The following is a 17,132-nucleotide window of genomic DNA, read 5'->3' as shown; positions in this document are numbered from 1 at the left end:
TGACTCACCGAGGTGGCCCTGATGGAACGCAGCGCTCGCGGTCTGCTGTGCGGTCTCTTGTTGTGGATGGGCGCGCCGGCCCTGGCGCAGCCCGATGCCGGCACCGGTACCAGTGTCATCATCGGCACGGTCATCGACGCCCAGAGCCGGCAGCCCGTTCCCGAAGTCGTGGTGACCGCCACCTCCCCCAACCTCCAGGGCGAGCAGACGGTGGTGACCGATGCCCAGGGCAACTACCGCCTCCCCCAGCTCCCACCGGGCATCTACACGCTGCGGTTCGAGAAGGAGCAGTTCAAGCCGTACGCGCGGGCGGACATCCAGCTGCGCCTGAACCGCACCATCCGCGTCAACGTGGAGCTCCTGCCAGAGTCCGTCGGCGAGGTGGTGGAAATCATCGGCACGCCCCCCACCATCGACGTGGGCTCCACGACGGGGGGCGTCAACGTGGACCAGGAGTTCATCAAGCGCATCGCGGTGGCCCGTCCGGGCGGCAGGGGTGGAGCGTCCCGCGACACCGCGGCCCAGGCGCCGTCACAGCCAGCGGCCCGGGGTCCGACGGTGACCCAGAGCCATGCCGGTATGTCCACCGGCGGCACGCCCCGCTCCTTCGAGTCACCCGCCGGGGTGGCGCCCTCGGCCCAGCCCGACAGCTACGGCGTGTCCATCAACGGCGCGACCTCGCCCGAGAACGGCTACGTGGTGGACGGCCTGTCCACGAATGCCCCGGCCTACGGCATCAACCCCTCCACGCCGCCCATCCCCGAGCCCCTGCCGACATCGCGCGTCCGCGCCTCCGAGCGCACCACGCCTCCGAAGGGCCGCTCCTTCTTCGACATGTACTTCCAGGGCTACGGAGTCAACCCGACGGTGATGACGGAGGAGGAGCGCTTCTCCACCTTCTCCGTGGACACGGACACGGCCGCGTACACGATGACGCGCGCGTACCTGGAGCGCGGCGCCCTGCCGGAGGAGCAGGCCGTCCGCGTGGAGGAGTTCGTCAACAGCTTCGACTATGGCTACACGGCCGCCGAGGACGCGCCCTTCAGCGTGCACGTGGAGGGCTTCCCGTCCCCGGCGCGCAAGGGCTACCAGGTGGTGCACATCGGCGTGAAGGCGCGCGAGGTGCGCCGCCACGAGCGCAAGCCGAGCCACCTCGTCTTCGTCATCGACGTGTCCGGCTCCATGAACCTGGAGAACCGGCTGGGGCTGGTGAAGCGGGCGCTGCGGCTCCTCGTGGACGAGCTGGACGAGCGGGACCGCGTGTCGCTCGTCGTGTACGGCTCCGAGGCGAGGCAGGTGCTCGGGCCCACGAGCGCCGAGGACAAGGACGTGCTGCTGGACGCCATCGACGGGCTGACGACGGAGGGCTCCACCAACGCGCAGGCGGGACTGGAGCTGGGGTACCGGCTCGCGGCGAAGCACCTGCGCAAGGGCGGCATCAACCGCGTCATCCTCTGCTCCGACGGCGTGGCGAACAACGGCATCACCCACGCGTACGGCATCTGGGACCGGGTGAAGGACCAGGCGAAGAAGGGCATCACCCTGTCCACGGTGGGCTTCGGCATGGGCAACTACAACGACGTGCTCATGGAGCGGCTGTCCCACGTGGGCGAGGGCAACTACGCGTACGTGGACAAGCTGGAGGAGGCGCACCGCATCTTCGTGCGCAATCTCACCGGCACGCTGCAGGTGGTGGCCAAGGACGTGAAGCTGCAGGTGGAGTTCGACCCGGAGACCGTCCTCCGCTACCGGCTGATTGGCTACGAGAACCGGATGCTCACGAAGGAGCAGTTCGCCGACGACCGCGTGGACGCGGGCGAGGTGGGCGCGGGCCACACCGTCACCGCGCTGTACGAGGTGAAGCTGCGCGAGCCCGGCGACACGCTGGGCACGCTGCGCATCCGGTACAAGGCGCCGGAGGGCGGTGACTCGCGGCTGCTGGAGAAGCCGCTGCCGTCGCGCCTGCTGCGTCCCGCGTACGGCCGCGCCGCCCCGCCCACGCGCCTGTCCTACGTGGCGGCCGCGTTCGCGGAGAAGCTGCGCGGCTCGTACTGGGTGCGCCCGCTCTCCTACGCCGCGCTGGTGTCCCTCTGGGAGGAGGTGGGCCAGCCGCTGAAGGGCCGCTCGGATGTGATGGAGCTGGGCGCCCTCATCCGCAGGGCCCAGTCCCTGGACCGGCGCGAGGACCGCTTCGAGCGCTTCGCGCCCGTCAGCTCCATGGACTTCGACCGCGTGCCCACGGTGCCATGACACCGTGGGCAGCCCGGGGACGTGAGAAGCCACGCCCCCCGGGCCAGGGCTGCTTCAGTCCGCCAGCGGCATGCCCCAGTCGGGCTGGCCGCGCTCGCCGAGCAGCCAGCGGTACACCTCCAGCACCTGCTCCGCCTTGGCCTTCCAGGTGAAGTACTTGAAGACGCGCTCGCGGGCGCGCTCGCCCATGGGGCGGATGACGGACGGGTCCGCGGCCAGCTTCGCCAGCACCTCGCGCACGCGCAGCACGATTTCCTCCGGCGTGCCCATGGGAATGGCGAAGCCCGTGGCCGGGCTCACGATTTCACCCGGCCCGCCGTAGTCCATGACAATGGGCACCAGCCCCAGCGCCATTGCCTCGCACACCACCGCGCCGCCGAACTCGCGCACGCTCGGGAAGCCGAAGACGTGGTTCTTCGCCAGCCGGCCCTGCAGCTCCTGGTGCTTCACCCAGCCGGCGAACGTCACCCCGGACTCGATGCCCTCGCGCGCCGCCTGTGCCTTGAGGTTGGGCATCTCCTGCCCGTCGCCGATGTACTCCAGCACCACCTTGCCCTCGCGGATGAGCGGCGCGGCGGCGTCCATCAGCATGGCCATGCCCTTGTACGGCACGAAGCGCCCCACGAAGGCCACCCGCAGCGGCAGCTCCACCGGCCCTTCCGACTTCGCCGAGCCGAAGCGCTTCGGGTCGATGGCGTTCTCCGGGATGTAGACCGTCTTCGACTGCCACCGGTCCGAAATCTGCCCGCGCGTCGCCCGCGAGCCGGTGAGGATGGCGGACGCGTTGTCGCGCGTGGACTTGTAGAAGGGCATCAGCTTGTACGCCTCGCGGATGTAGCTCAGCCACTCCTTCTCCCGGCGCCGGGCGCCGCCGAAGCCCTTGGGCCACGGCAGGCCCCCGTTGAGCGGGCCCAGGAGGAAGGGCACTCCGGCCGCCTTGCAGCGGGGCCCCAGCGTGCTGGGCGTGGTGGGGCTGATGGGCGTGTAGCGGTGCACCAGGTCGAACTCACGCGCCTGGATGCGGGCCCCGAAGCGCTGCCAGAGCACCTCCTCGAAGTAGTAGTACGGCAGCGCGCTCAGCGCGGTGGCCGTCGTCCAGCCCACGCCGGTGCTGCCGCGCAAGAGCTGGCCCACCTTGTCGAGCGGCTTCTCCACGGGCGAGGAGTCCAGCGCGGTGAACTGGGAGCCCTCCTGCACGCCCTGCTTGAGGATGTTCTCCCGGTTGCGCACGTGGGTGACCAGGTGCACGTCCGCCACCTCGGTCAGCGCGCGGTAGAGCGACCAGCCTTCCAGCGGGACGCTCACCCAATCGGGGTTGCACAGCTCGGCAATCAGGAGGACACGAGGACGGGAGGCAGGCATACGTGGCGCATCATCTATCCCAACCGGGCCTCCGGATGTAGCCTCCCCCGCGTCACGATGTACGCCCCTTATCGTCCCTCCTACCTGCGCTTCGCCGCCCTCCTGGGCTTCCTGGCGGTGGCCGCCGTGGGAGGCTCGGTCATCCACCCCGTGGTGGGCCTGGCCCCCATCCTCGGCATCGGGGTGGTGTGGGTCGTCCACAGCGTGCCCATCCGCTACCCGGTCCTCGTCCTCACCTACCTGGTGCTGGCGGTGGACTACGGGCCGGACCGCCCCCAGTCCGGCTTCTGGCCGTCGCCCCTGGCGCCCATCGGTGATCTGCTGTTCACCCAGCTCAACGCGCTCACCAAGATTCCGGTGCTGCGCTTCCCGCTCATCGACGGGCTCATCTTCTGGTTCCTGGGCCTGGCCGTGTACCGGCGGGTGACGAAGTCCCCGCTGGAGCCGAACCTGCCGCCCATGCCGCGTCCGCTCGCCATCATGACGGCGCTGACGCTCATCTCCATCCTGGCCATGGAGTTCCGTGGCCTCGCCCGTGGCGGAGACTTCAAGAACTCGCTCTGGCAGTGGCACCAGGGCGCGGTGCTGCCGTTCATCGTGGCGATGTACCACTACGCGCTGCGAGGGCCCGAGGACTGGCCCATCCTCTCGAAAATCGTCATCGCCGCCGGCATCACCAAGGCGCTGGTGGGCAGCTACTTCGCGCTCGTCGTCGTGCCCGCCATGGGCATCGAGGTCGAGTACACCACGTCCCACTCGGACTCGATGACGTTCATCTTCTGCGTCCTCGTGGTGCTGACGCGCTTCATCGAGAAGCCGAAGCTGGCCCATGTCCTGAGAGGGCTCGGCGTGCTGGCCTTCATCGTCCCGGGCATGATCTTCAACGACCGGCGGCTGGCCTACGTCAGCCTCGGCGGCTGTCTGATGGCCGCGTACCTCATCAACCCGTGGACGCCGCTCAAGCGCTTCATCACGCGCGTGCTTCCGTTCTTCGTCCCCATCATCGTGGTCTACCTCGCCATCGGCTGGAACCGCTCGGGCGGCGTCTGGGGGCCGGCGGAGACCATCCGCTCGCTGATTGACGGCCAGGGCGGCGAGGGCAACCTGGACTACCGGGACCTCGAGAACCTCAACATGATTGCCACGTGGGACCAGTTCCCCATCCTGGGGACGGGCTACGGGCACGAGTTCCTCGAACCCTATCCCCTGCCGGACATCTCGTTCGTCTTCCCCACGTACCGCTTCCACCCGCACAACTCGCTCTTGGGGCTGCTCGCCTTCGGCGGGCTGATTGGCTACACGGGCGTGTGGATGTACATCGCGGGCACCGTGTACTTCGCGGTGCGCGCGTACCACCGCTCCACCGTCTCCGAGTACCGCTCCGCCGCCCTCGTCATCGTCGGCGTGCTGGCGTCGTACGTGAATCAGGTGTTCGGAGACATGGGCATCATCTCGTACATCTGCACGTTCCTGGTGGCGATGTGCGTGGCCATGGCGGGCAAGCTGGCGACGACCACCGGCGCGTGGCCCATTCCGAACAGCGCGCTCATTCCTCCCCCCGCGCGCGCGCCGGAGCCGCCTCCGGGCGCCATCGTCTACTCGAACCCGGGCGAGCCCCCGACTCCGGCCGTGGCGGTGGGAGGCGGAGGCACCACGCCCGGCTCGCAGGAGGCCCCGCCTCCCGCGGCGCTCCGCGACGGGAGCGCCACGGGCTGACGCTGCGCTTCCGCCAGGGCCCAGGATTGAGCGCGAGTCTGGCGACGTCACGGAGCGTCGCACGCCTCGCACCTGGCTCCGTGGCGAAGAAGCGCCCGCCTCAGTCCTCCCCGCGTCGTGGCAGCACGACGTGGAAGGTGCTCCCCTCGCCCGGGAGCCCGACGGACTCGGCCCAGATGCGCCCGCCATGGCGCTCGACGATGCCGCGCGAGATGGCCAGCCCCAGCCCCAGCCCGCCGTACGAGATGCCGTGCGCGCGGCCGAAGCTCTCGAAGATGTGCTCGAGCTGACCCGGTGGAATCCCCATGCCCCCGTCCCTCACCTGCACGTGCACCTGGCCGGGCTCCTCGCGCGCGATGAGCCGCAGCCGCCCGCCCTCCGGCGAGTAGCGCAGGGCATTGGAGACCAGGTTCGTGAACACCTGCTCCAGCCGCTCGCGGTCCGCGCGAATCACCAGCCCCTCCGGCGCGTCCAGCTCGACGCGGTGCCCCTCGGGCAGCGGCTGGAAGTGCTCCACCACCTCGCGCAGCAGCGCGCCCAGATCCACGTCCACCCACTTCAGGACGAGCCCTCCGCGCTGGAGTTGCCCCATGTCGAGGAGGTTCCCCACGAGGCTCGCCATCCGATTCACCCCGCGGTCGATGCCCTTCAGCGCCCGGTCCACCTCCGGCGCTACGTCCGGGCCGGCCTTCACCCGCGCCAGGTGCGCATAGCTGCGCGTGGCCTGCAGCGGCGTGCGCAGCTCGTGCGCCGCCATGGTGAGGAACATGTCCTTGGCCTCGTTGGCCGCCCGCAGCACCTCCACCGCCTTGCGTGCGTCGTCGATGTCCGTCGCCGTGGAAATCCACCCCACGAGCCGGCCGTCCTCGTCCCGCTCCGGCAGCGTGCGGCCCAGGAACCAGCGGAACGCCCCGTCGCGCGCGCGGTACAGCCGGTACTCCTGCTCCAGCGGCTGCCCGGTGCGCAGCGAGGCCTCCCAGGCGGACCACACGCGCGGCAGGTCCTCGGGGTGGATGAAGCGCCGGTTCTCCTCCTCGCGCCGGGCCTGCTCGGGCGTCAGCCCCGTGTACTCCAGCCAGCCCCGGTTGGTGTAGCTGACGGTGCCGTCCTCCAGCAGCGCCCAGACGAGCTGCGGCATGGAGTCCACCAGCCGGCGGAAGCGCAGCTCGCTCTGCCGCTCCAGGATGAGCCGCTCGCGCTCGCGCAGCAGGGCCTCCTGCCGGCGCAGGTGCTGCTGCTGGCGGTACAGCTCGATGAAGGCCTCCACCTTCCAGCGCAGCACGTCCGGGTGGAAGGGCTTCACCACGTAGTCCGCCGCGCCTGCCGCGTAGCCGTGCACCAGGTGGGCTTCGTCGCGGCTGTGCGCGGTGAGGAAGATGATGGGCGTGTAGCGGGTGCGCTGCCGCTGGCGGATGAGGCGCGCCGTCTCGAAGCCGTCCATGCCCGGCATCTGCACGTCGAGGAGGATGAGGGCGAAGTCCTCCAGCAGCAGCCAGCGCAGCGCCTCCGGGCCGGTCGAGGCCTTCACGAGCCGCTGGCCGAGCGGCTCCAGGATGGCTTCCAGGGCGAGCAGGTTCGACGAGTGGTCGTCCACCAGGAGCACGCTCGCGGTGAGCGGCTCGGACTGAGCGGACGGACTCGAGGTGAGCTGCTGGGCGCCTTCCACCGGCACGGTCTCCCTTCTCGCCGTGAACCCTCGCGGTAATCAGTCTCCATCCGCGCGGCAACGGGAGCCGAGGCTCCCGGTCCGAAAGCGGACGGGACGGCGAGGAGCGCACGCACCGAGCCTGGAATCATGGCGTGGGTGTACGCGGCCCTCCAGCTCGGGGCCGCGCTCCCGGCCTGCCCGCACGTGGAGCGAGGGGTACCCTCACAGCGCGGCGCGCTGGAGCATCCGCGCGAGCATCTCCGCGCTGCGCTCGCTGCTGAATTGCGTCTCCACCTTGCGGCGGCCCGCCTCGCCCAGCCGGTGGGCCTCCTTCGGGTCGCGTGCCACGGTCTCCAGCTTCTGCGCCAGGACCTGGGGGTTCTGCGGGGGCACGAGGATGCCGTCCACGCCGTCATCCACCAACTCCGGCACGCCGCCCGCGCCCGTCACCACCACGGGCACGCGCATGGCCATGGCCTCCATGATGGCCACGCCCAGCGGCTCCTGGAGGCTGGCCAGCGAGAAGATGTGCGCGCGCTCGATTTCACCGCGCACCTTGTCCTCGCTCACCGCGCCCAGCAGCGTCACCGCGTCGCCGAGCTTCGTCTCCGCCAGCTTCGCCTCCAGCACCTTGCGGTACGTGGTGCCGCCCGCCTCGTCCTCGCCGGCGATGGCCAGCCGCGCGTCGATGCCCTTCGCGCGCAAGAGGCCCACCGCGTCGATGAGGTCCGCGTGGCCCTTGCAGGGGTTGAGACGGCCGCACGAGAAGATGCGCAGCGGGCCTTCGCCCGTCCACGCCGAGTACGGCACGGAGCGGTTGAACTTGTGGAGCTCCACGCCCATGGGCGCCAGCTCGATGTCCTTCGGGAGGGCGCCGGCCAGCTCGTGGTTCACCTCGTCGAGGAGCTTCTTGGTGATGACGAAGGCGAACTTCGCGTGGCGCCACTTCTCCTTCTGGTTGGGGCCGTAGTCCTCCAGGGGGCCGTGCAGCGTCAGGCTGTAGGGCAGGCCCGTCAAGAGGTTGGCGAAGAGCGCCACGTGCGCGGCGTTGGCGCACGAGTGCACATGCACGTGCTTCCAGCCGCGCTCACGGGCCAGCGCCGCGAGCCGCCCGCCCATGACGGCGAAGGCGAGGAGCTGCGCGCGCCCCTTGGCGTCGAGCCCCTCGGCGCGGGCGATGGACGCGAGGCACCGGGCCCAGCCCGTGGGCATGGCGCGGGCCACCTCGGCCGCGGCGCGGGCCAGCCCGAACGCGCCCTTCGCGCCCGGGGGCGCGAGGTACTCGGTGCGCGACATGGCTTCCTTCGCCCAGCTGTGACTGATGATGCGCGCGGGCGGCGGGCGGGTGGACACCAGCTCCGGCGCGACGCCCTTCCCCGGCAGCGCCTGCAGCTCGCGCCAGAAGAAGATGTGTGTCTGACCGGGGAACTCGGGAATCAGGTAGCCAATCTTCTGCACGGGCCTTCCATAACACGGCCGGCCGTCGGCGCCTGCCTGCCTGCCCGGAGTCGGGGGAGACCCTGGCGCCTGGTCTCAGGCCGTGGCGCCGGTGCGCTCCAGTGGGAGCCGGGCCAGGGGAGGACAGTAGGGATAGTACCCGTCGGGAATGGCGATGCCCGCGCGCGCTCCCAGGCGGAGCAGGGCCAGCCCCTCGAACCAGAGAAACCGGTACGGCGCGAGCTTCACTTCCGACGCTGTCACGGCCAGGACTCGCTCTTCGATTTCTTCCTGGTGAAGCTGCAGCAGCCCCGAGAAGGCGTCCGAGAGCGCGCCGACCTTCTGTTCGAGCAGCGCACGGGCCCACGCCACGCGGTCCCCGTTCAGTGTCCCACCCAGCTCGTCCAACCTCGCGAGCAACGCCTCGATTCGAGCGTTGCCTCTCCCCTGCGTGAGCACGAACTCATGGAGGAGGATGGCCCAGCAGGCATCGTCCTCGTACTCCTCGCCCCGCCGCCACTGGTTCGTCGTCAGCTCGGCGAGCCGCTGCGCCAGCTCCCAGTGACCGGCCAGGACAGCGCCCAGGAAGGCCGTGTTCCGGCTCGCGGGCGGTGGCTCCCAGTGCTGGGCGTGCTGGTGCTGGAGGAACCTCAGCCACTGACTGGCGGCGTTGTGGAGCTCTTCACGGAAGGCCCGCGGCTCGCCGTCGACCAGGAGGGACGCGGCGGCCAGGGTGTGCAGGTTCAGGCACAGCTCCTGGAACTGCCGCAGTGTCGGGTCGCGGTCGCCCCCCTTCAGGTCGATGCGGCGGAGCAGCGAGGGAACGGTCTCCGCCGCGCGCTGCCCCAGCGAGACGAGGTCGATGTGAATCATAGCGCGAAGCCATTCCAGCCCTCCGCGGGGACGGCCTTGAGACCGGTGACTCCCGCCTGGAGCAGGGCCTCATGGAGTGACGCGTTGAGGAACACCTCTCGCATGCGGGTCCGGGCGCGAAACAGCAACGCTTCCGGCGCCACGCCGTCCGTCTTCACCGCCAGCCGCTTGATGCGGAATATCTGGCTCGAATCGAACGGACTGAGGTCGTACTCGGAACGCTCCATGTCGATGATGTCCTGGACGTCCAGGATGTGGATGATGCAGTGGTCGTTGGACGCGACCCGGCCCTTGTGGTCCTGGAGCACGACAGGCAGCGGCTCGAACCGCTTCGCACCCAGCCGGGTGAGCACGTCCAGCACCCGAGTCGAAACGATGGGCAGCCCCAACGTGTTGGCGACGATGTCGAAGACCTGGATGAAGTCGGGGTAGTTGTTCGAAAAGCTCATGGTGCCGCCCCGAGGGAAGCTGTCGCCCAGGGGAACGGCCTCGAAGAAGTCGGACTTGCCAGGGCTGCCTCCCGGCAGCTTTTCGAGCACCGCGCCTCCGTTCATTCCGGAGGGAGTCATGACCCAGTAGCTCATGATGAAGTCCATCAACGAAGAATGCCGAAGAGGTGTCGGATCCGCTGGCCCAGCTTGTTGGTGGTCCAGAACCTGAGCATGTCGCCGTAGGCCTGCGTCGCCTCCTCTTCCTGGTCGTTCAACACTGCGGCCGCGGCGGCGTTGCTCATGAGGATGACGAGCGACCAGAACTCGTCCTCCAGGACATGGAGCGCCTTCAGGATGGCCTTGAAGGGAGCGAGGTGCTTCTTTTCCTTCTTGGCTTTCTTGAAGATCTTATCGAGCTCCGCGGAGACTTCGTCCATGCGGGACTGAATGTGGCTCGTGTAGGCGGGGTGGTCCGAGAAGTGGACCAGGAGCTTGTGGACAGGGCTGTACTTCGGATCCGCAGGCAGCATGATGATGTTGTGCCCGTTGTTGATGTCGTAGAACGAGCGCTTCAGCACCATCATCTGGTCTTCGTTGAACGGGGTGTTCTTGTCGAAGAACACGGACTGCGGAATCAGGTGGTGCGCCTGCCATGGATAGGGGAAGCGCTGTCCCTGAGGAGACAGGTAATAGAAGTTGCCCTGCTCCCCCGGGAACCGACCTCCCGCCTCCGGGAACATGACCACCTGCATCCACTTCTCGCGGCTGGCCGTGACGTAGAGCGGTGGCTTACCGCCTCTGAAAGCGCGTCCGCGGTAGTAGATGACGCTCATCTTGCTGAAGATGGAGCGATTGAAGTCGTTGTATATCTTCTTCCGCGGCTCATCCTGGAAGATGAACCTGGGGCCGCGGTACGCATAGTACTTGCCGCTCGTGAGCACCGAGTTTTCTGGCTGGGTCACGTCCATGTGGAAGGAATTGGAGTCCGCCTTTTCCTGGATGAACGAGTCGGGATAGCCCGCCTTCAGCTCGGGAAATTCGCCGTCGTCGGGTGGAGAGGAACTCCGGACCTTGGACTTCCGCTCCAGCTTTCTCGCGCTCTTGCCACTGCTCGACATGTGCCCCCCAGGCAGCTCACGTGGCCACCGAGACAACCATGGCCGCGCGCGCGCCCTCGTCTGAAGCGGAGAGGACGACAGGTGTCGGTGACGGGCTGTAACGGCGTTGCAGGCTCCGCACCGCCACGCAGAGCCCGAGCGCCCCGGAAGCAACCCCCGTGTCCCCAAAACCCTGCGCCGGAAACCAGGAGACCCGCGACTCCTCGCCCAGGCGCTCGGAGTTCAGGTGCATCAGCAGCATTCCCCACTCACGGGCACGGTACTCCTCGCCATTGTGGTCTCCGACGAGCACAAGACGCCTGCCATCCGCGCCAGCCATTCGGAGCGCGGACGTGACACAGGCCGCCAGGGCACGACCATCCGGAGGGAGTTCCGCGCCCCGGAACCGGGCGACATCCGCCCCCAGCACCACTGCCCGAAGCGCGACCTGAGGCTCCGAACCCAGCAGGGCCCCGGAAGCACTGCTCCGCTCGCACAGCCAGAGCGCGACGCCACCCTCACCGGGGACGAATCCCGTCGGAGTATCGGACGTCTTGAGCCGGCGCTGCACGCTGAACTCGGGCAGCACGTCAGGGCCGCAGAGGCTGTCGACCGCGATGACGAGGCAGTTGCCACAGCGCCGCTCGGCCATGGCCTCCATGGCGGCTTTCAAAGCCTGGGCAAAGCTCGTGTGCCCGACGCTGAAGAAGTGCCAGGCGCCGCCCCGCCACTTCACGCCCATCACCTCCAAGGCCCGTTCCATCACCCGGCGACCAAGCGCCTGACACCGCCGCGACTCATCTGCTTCGAGTTCGGGCGAGAGGGGAATGCCGCGCTCCACGGGGTCTGGCATCGCCACGAAGAGGAGGGTATCGGCCGGCATCGCGGAGAGGCTCACGCGTCCGGACAAGTCCTCCAGCGCCTCCACGAGCAGGGCCACCAGCCTTCCCACGTTCGAGAAGCCCAGGGTGACGGAGGACGCCTCACAGGTCATGACAGGTTGGGCGAGGCTCTCCCCTTCGCCAGCGTGCGACAGGTAGAGCGAGGGGCGTGCGCGTGAAAGGCCGGCGCGAATCGCGGCGCACCCTTGCACCAGCGTGCCGAGCGGGCTCGACATCCCGAGCGCCTGAATCCAGGGAGCCATGGTCGCGCACGTCCCTCCACGAGAAGAACCCCGCCACCCATACCGCCCCCTCCAGAAGTGTAGCGGGTTTCGCTGTCCGTGTTGGACCACGGGTCACCGCCCATCAGGAGACCCGAGCGGCGGGGCGGATACCACGTCACGTGGCCGGTACTGGATTTACTAGAATTTTAGCTTAAACAGCTTTCCTGCCAGTGCGGGCCACGGAGTCCACACGGGCAGGTCACGTTTCGTTCTCAGGGGGATGTCCATGACAGGGAAGCGAGTCGTCACGCTGTTCGCCACCACGGCGCTGCTGGGCCTGGGTTGCGGCCCGGAGCAGCAGCCCGCGCCAGAGGCGGCCCCGCCGCAATCACTCACGTGGGAGGAGTTCCGGGCGCGCGTGTTCCAGGAGCCGGAGACGGGCGCCTTCATCACCAACGGTGACGAGAAGTTCGCGACCGAGGCGCAGCTGCGCGAGTACTACGAGGCGCACGTGCGCACGCCCGAGCTGGGCCAGGCGCGTGGGGAGCTGGCGGTGATGTTCCGCAACGGCGCCCGTGCCCGCTGGAGCGACGCCCAGAAGCGCAACATCACCTACTGCGTGAGCACGGCCTTTGGCTCGCGCCACGCCCAGGTGGTCGCGGCCATGGCGGGCGCGGCGGGTGAGTGGGAGGCCGCGGCGGACATCGACTTCGTCCATGTCTCCGGGCTCGACGGCTCCTGCACCGCGAGCCAGACGAGCGTGGTGTTCGACGTCAACCCCATCAACGTCGGCTCCTATCTGGCGCGCGCGTTCTTCCCCGACGACGTGCGCGCGGCGCGCAACGTCCTCATCGACAACTCGTCCTTCGGCTCGCTGCCTCCCGGCCTGACGCTGCAGGGCATCCTCCGGCACGAGCTGGGCCACACCCTGGGCTTCCGTCACGAGCACACGCGGCCGGAGGCCGGGACGTGCTTCGAGGACAACCAGTGGCAGGCGCTGACGGGCTACGACCGCAACTCGACGATGCACTATCCCCAGTGCAACGGGAGCGGGAGCTGGGTGCTGGCGCTGACGGCCCTGGACCGGGCCGGCGCGGCGTCGCTGTACGGCGCCCGGCGCACCCGGGGGACGGAGTTCGACTTCGATGGGGACCGCAGGGCCGACCTGGCCGTGTGGCGGCGGCCCGGCGCCCACTGGTGGATCCAGTACAGCTCCACCGGGGGCAGCGGCGTGCAGCAGTGGGGCCTCGACGACGACCGCATCGTCCCGGCCGACTACACCGATGACGGGCGCACGGACATGGCCGTGTGGAGGCCGAGCGAGGGCATCTGGTACATCCTCGACTCGGCCACGGGCGGGTGGGTCTACGCTGGCGCGCACTGGGGGCTGGCCGGCGACATCCCCGTGCCCGTGGACTACACCGGTGACGGCCGCGCGGAGCTCGCCGTGTGGCGCCCGAGCGAGGGCAACTGGTACGTCTTCGACATCACCACGGGCGCGCCCTCCATCTACGGCGTGCAGTGGGGGCTGCCCGGCGACGTGCCCGTGCCCGCCGACTACACCGGTGATGGCCGCGCCGACCTCGCCGTGTGGCGCCCGAGCGAGGGCAACTGGTACGTCTTCGATGCCACCACGGGCGTGCCCTTCATCTACGGCGCGCAGCTGGGCATGGCCGGCGACATCCCCGTGCCCGCCGACTACGACGGTGACGGCCGCACCGACCTCGCCGTGTGGCGTCCGTCCACCGGCTTCTGGCACGTCATCCGGAGCGGCACCGGCGCCGCCTGGGAGACGCATTGGGGCCTGCCGGACGACGTCCCCGTGCCCGCCGACTACGACGGCGACGGCCGCACCGACCTCGCCGTGTGGCGCCCGTCCACGGGCCACTGGTACTACCTGCGCAGCAGCGATGGCGCGAGCGCCGCGCCCCAGTGGGGCAGCCAGGCCAACGGCGACATCCCGGTGAAGGCGTACCGCTGAGGCCGTTCCCGGCGGCTCCGGCCTCCCACGCGGACCGGAGCCGTCCGGCCCCTGGCCTCAGACCTGGTACTGCTCCACCACGCTCGCCGCCGAGCGGGACACCTCGCTCACCCCATTGGCGGTGAGCCGGGTGGACTCGAGGCCGCGCAGGGAGGCCTCCATCATCTTCTGGAGTTCTCCCAGCGCGAGGAAGACCTGGTGCACGCCCGCGCTCTGCTGCGTGACGGCCGACGAAATCTGCCGGGCCGCCGCCGAGTTCTCCTTCACGATGGCCGACAGCTCGCGAAGGCTGTCACCCGTGGCCCGCACCTCGACGAGGCCGGTCTCGATGCGCTGCATTCCCTGCTGCGTCATGCTGACCGTCTCGTGGATGGCGGAGGTGATGTCGTCGAGCACCTCGCGCACGCGGCTGGTGGCCTGGATGGACTGGTCCGCGAGGCTGCGGATCTCCCGCGCCACCACGCCAAAGCCCCGGCCCTGCTCTCCGGAGCGCACCGCCTCGATGGCCGCGTTGAGTGCCAGCATGTTGGATTGGTCCGCCAGCTCCTTCACCGTGTCGGTGATGCCGGCAATCTGCTGGGCCCGCTCGGACAGCCGGGAGATGCGCCCGGTCATCTGCTGCACCTGCTCGCGAATCTCCTCGAGCCGCTGGACGCCATTGTCCACCGCGGCCTCTCCCCGCGAGGACACCTGGTCCGCGCGCTCCATCACCTCCAGCACGGACCGGGCCTTCTCCGCCGCCATCGTGGACGTCTGCTGAATCTCGTTGGCGGTGGTGTGCGTCTCCTGCAGGGCGCCGGCCTGGCGCGTCAGCGTCTCCGCCTGCTCCGTCGTCACCGTGGTGAGCTCGCCGACGGACGCGTCCAGCCGGCGCGACGACGTCTGGAGGCTGCCCAGGGCCTCGCGCATCTTCGCCATCATCGCGGCGAACGCGGCGGCCAGCCGGCCAATCTCGTCGTCGGACTCCACGCCGATGGGCTGACGCAGGTCCCCGGTGCGCACCACCGTCTCCGCCACGTGCGTCAGCTCGCGCACCGGCCGCAAGAGGCGCCGCGTGAGCAACACGACCCCCAGCCCCGCCGCGAGCAGGCTGATGACCAGGTACACCACCACGAGGGCAATGCCGCTCCGGGTGTTCTCCTGGAGGGCCTCCCGCGAGAAGTACACGCGCATGGCCCCCAGCTTCCGGCCCTCCCCGTCCACGAGGACGCGCTCCTCGCTCAGCAACGACGCATCTCCCACCGGCTCGGCGGGAGGAGACTCCTGCTGCGTGAGCGGACGGCCGTTCTCGTCCACGAAGCCCACGAAGGCGATTTCCGGGTCCCTCGCCGCCTGGGTGGTGAGCAGGTCCAGGTTGCGCAGGTTGTAATACGAGACGGAGTCCTGCCCGATGTTCGAGAGCAGGTCCGCCATGAAAGTGGCCCGTGTCCGCAGCGTGGACTCGTAGAAGCCGCGCATGACGCGCACCAGGAAGAGGCCCTGGCCGCACAAGAGCAGCAACAGCAGGCCCAGGATGGCCACGAGGAACTTCCGCTCGACGCCCTGGCGCTTCATCGCCGTGCCTCCCGGGCCCCGGCCGCGAGGCGCTCCAGCGTGAGCGGCTTCTTCGCGGCGCGCCGCTCGGCCTCCCACTCCTTGCGCGTCTGCACCGCCTCGGCCCCCGACATCTGGTCCACCACCTCGAAGTAGCGCAGCCGGTACTTGTCCGAGCGCACCACGTCCGGAGGGTTGCCGCGCACCACGTAGACCGTCTGCACGGACTGATGGTCCAGCGCGCGCCACTCCTGCGCGTCCTTCAGCCGCGTGTAGCGGTGGCCCTCCAGCGCCTTCACCACCGCGTCTCCCTGGAACGAGCCCGCGCGCTCCACCGCGGCCTTGAACTCGTGGACGATGGTGTACGCGGACGCGCCCGCCGTGGAGGGATAGCGCCCGTGGCGCTTCGCGTACGCCTCCACGAAGCGCAGGCCGCCCGCGAACTGGTACTTCTCGGCGACCTCCCAGCTCCAGGGCAGCGTGCCCACCACTCCGGCCATGTTCTCCGGCCCCGAGCCCTCGGCCATGGGCAGCGTCAGGTTGGGCACCACCAGCTGCATGGACTTCTTCAGCCCCCAGGCCGAGGCGATGTTGATGGCGTTCACCAGGTCCTGCCCGAACAGGACGAGCACCAGCACGTCCGGCTTCTCCGCCTGGGCGGCGCGCAGCGCGCGCTTGAAGTCCTCCGCGGTGGAGACCGGGAACGGCGTGCGCACGCCCTTGTGGACGGAGGCGTCCGTGGTGCCGGTGAAGCGCCGCAGGGACTCCTCGGTGCTCCAGCCCCAGTTGTAGTCGGCGGTGACGTAGAAGTACTTCCCGCCCCGGAAGTGCCTGTCGAGGTGCTTGGACAGCGCCTTCGCCGCCATCCACGCGTTGTTGCACTCGCGGAAGGTGTGCCGGTGGCCGTCCGCGCCGGTGGTGGCGTTGGCGTAGGTCAGCGTGCCGAAGAAGGGCACGCCTCGCTCCTCGGCGACCTCGCCCATGGCCACGGCGACGTTGGACGAGGCCCCGCCGAAGAGCATCACCGCCCCTTCCTTGTCGATGAGCTCCAGGGCGTTGGCGCGCGCCACCTTCACGTCACTGTGCGAGTCCCGGATGGCCAGCTCCACGGGCCGGCCCAGGATGCCGCCCTGCGCGTTGACCTCCTCCACCGCCAGTTGCGCGGCACGGAGCTGGTCCAGCCCCTCGCCGAAGTAGGGCCCGGTCCGCGGGTAGTTGAAGCCCAGCTTGACTGGAGTCGCCGCTGCCACGGCAATCCAGGGGACCAGCAGCAGGGCCAGCAGGCAGTGCGACGCACGTCTGGCGGGAAGCGAAAACATTTCACTCGTTTGGGTGCCAACGCCATGCCACGGCGGAGCGCCCGCGAGAGGGCGGCAAGCAAGGCGACGCCCTCTCACGTCCCGTGTCCGCGCGAGGCCTGGAACCTCACGTCCGGAGCACCTCGCCCGTTACCCGCTCGTTCGGATGTCCGTCCGTTTCCTGCCTGCCTGGTCTCCCTCCAGGCTCCATACCTCCCGGGTCTCACCACACCCGGGCTGACGGATTTCGGCACGAGATGACCCAGGGTGGCGCCATGGGCCGAGGACGCCCGCTTCCCCGCTGGATGTCTCCGGGTGAGGTCCATCCACACGCGGGGCGGGGGCTGCCTTCCGGAAACACCTGGAATCACTGGAGGCGGCCCACCTCTCACCCCCTCCCC

General features: G+C 69.4%; 12 protein-coding genes. 3 read left to right on the top strand and 9 right to left on the bottom strand.

Annotated features, from left to right (window positions below; all coding sequences use genetic code 11):
• Nucleotides 1-21: 21 nt before the first annotated feature.
• Complete coding sequence (locus HG543_RS03760; RefSeq protein WP_169343258.1) at nt 22-2,250, top strand: YfbK domain-containing protein; 2,229 nt, start codon at nt 22-24, stop codon at nt 2,248-2,250.
• Between the two features lie 54 nt (nt 2,251-2,304).
• Here the strand turns inward: HG543_RS03760 and epsH are convergent, their stop codons facing one another.
• Nucleotides 2,305-3,612: an exopolysaccharide biosynthesis glycosyltransferase EpsH gene (gene epsH / locus HG543_RS03755; RefSeq protein ID WP_169343257.1), complete on the bottom strand. Its 1,308-nt coding sequence runs from the start codon at nt 3,610-3,612 to the stop codon at nt 2,305-2,307.
• 57 nt (nt 3,613-3,669) lie between these two features.
• Between epsH and wzy the strand changes: the two genes are divergently transcribed.
• Nucleotides 3,670-5,328, top strand: a complete 1,659-nt coding sequence (wzy, locus tag HG543_RS03750; RefSeq protein WP_169343256.1) for an exopolysaccharide repeat unit polymerase — start codon at nt 3,670-3,672, stop codon at nt 5,326-5,328.
• A gap of 100 nt (nt 5,329-5,428) precedes the next feature.
• On the opposite strand, the gene epsF is transcribed toward wzy, so the two are convergent.
• The 6 genes from epsF to HG543_RS03720 form a co-directional block, all read right to left on the bottom strand.
• Nucleotides 5,429-6,994, bottom strand: coding sequence for a response regulator EpsF (gene epsF / locus HG543_RS03745; protein WP_169343322.1), 1,566 nt, complete (start codon nt 6,992-6,994; stop codon nt 5,429-5,431).
• A 204-nt stretch (nt 6,995-7,198) separates the two neighbouring features.
• Nucleotides 7,199-8,434: an exopolysaccharide biosynthesis GT4 family glycosyltransferase EpsE gene (gene epsE, locus HG543_RS03740; RefSeq protein ID WP_169343255.1), complete on the bottom strand. Its 1,236-nt coding sequence runs from the start codon at nt 8,432-8,434 to the stop codon at nt 7,199-7,201.
• Nucleotides 8,435-8,509: 75 nt separating this feature from the next.
• Complete coding sequence (locus HG543_RS03735; protein ID WP_169343254.1) at nt 8,510-9,286, bottom strand: hypothetical protein; 777 nt, start codon at nt 9,284-9,286, stop codon at nt 8,510-8,512.
• On the bottom strand, nt 9,283-9,870 hold the full coding sequence (locus HG543_RS03730) for an imm11 family protein (RefSeq protein ID WP_169343253.1): 588 nt from the start codon (nt 9,868-9,870) through the stop codon (nt 9,283-9,285). The genes HG543_RS03735 and HG543_RS03730 overlap by 4 nt, the downstream gene beginning before the upstream one ends.
• An 11-nt stretch (nt 9,871-9,881) precedes the next feature.
• Entirely contained in the window at nt 9,882-10,835 is a 954-nt protein-coding gene (locus HG543_RS03725; RefSeq protein ID WP_169343252.1) for an AHH domain-containing protein, read from the bottom strand.
• Between the two features lie 16 nt (nt 10,836-10,851).
• Nucleotides 10,852-11,958 (bottom strand): hypothetical protein, encoded by a 1,107-nt coding sequence (locus tag HG543_RS03720; protein ID WP_169343251.1) that lies wholly within the window; start codon nt 11,956-11,958, stop codon nt 10,852-10,854.
• A 247-nt stretch (nt 11,959-12,205) separates the two neighbouring features.
• Here HG543_RS03720 and HG543_RS03715 point away from each other — a divergent pair, with 247 nt between their 5' ends.
• Nucleotides 12,206-13,900, top strand: coding sequence for an FG-GAP-like repeat-containing protein (locus HG543_RS03715; protein WP_169343250.1), 1,695 nt, complete (start codon nt 12,206-12,208; stop codon nt 13,898-13,900).
• 57 nt (nt 13,901-13,957) lie between these two features.
• Here HG543_RS03715 and HG543_RS03710 read toward each other — a convergent pair whose 3' ends face one another.
• Together HG543_RS03710 and HG543_RS03705 are read right to left on the bottom strand one after the other, a co-directional pair.
• The gene (locus tag HG543_RS03710; RefSeq protein ID WP_169343249.1) at nt 13,958-15,454 is read right to left on the bottom strand and encodes a methyl-accepting chemotaxis protein; all 1,497 of its coding nucleotides are present in this window, start codon (nt 15,452-15,454) and stop codon (nt 13,958-13,960) included.
• Nucleotides 15,451-16,752: a substrate-binding protein gene (locus tag HG543_RS03705; RefSeq protein WP_169343248.1), complete on the bottom strand. Its 1,302-nt coding sequence runs from the start codon at nt 16,750-16,752 to the stop codon at nt 15,451-15,453. Before HG543_RS03705 ends, HG543_RS03710 begins: the two co-directional genes overlap by 4 nt.
• Between the last annotated feature and the right edge of the window lie 380 nt (nt 16,753-17,132).

The sequence above is a fragment of the Pyxidicoccus fallax genome, from assembly GCF_012933655.1.
In the GTDB taxonomy this organism is placed as follows: Bacteria; Myxococcota; Myxococcia; order Myxococcales; family Myxococcaceae; genus Myxococcus; species Myxococcus fallax.
Note: the sequence above shows the minus strand (reverse complement) of the source record. Positions and strands in the feature narration are given on the sequence as shown.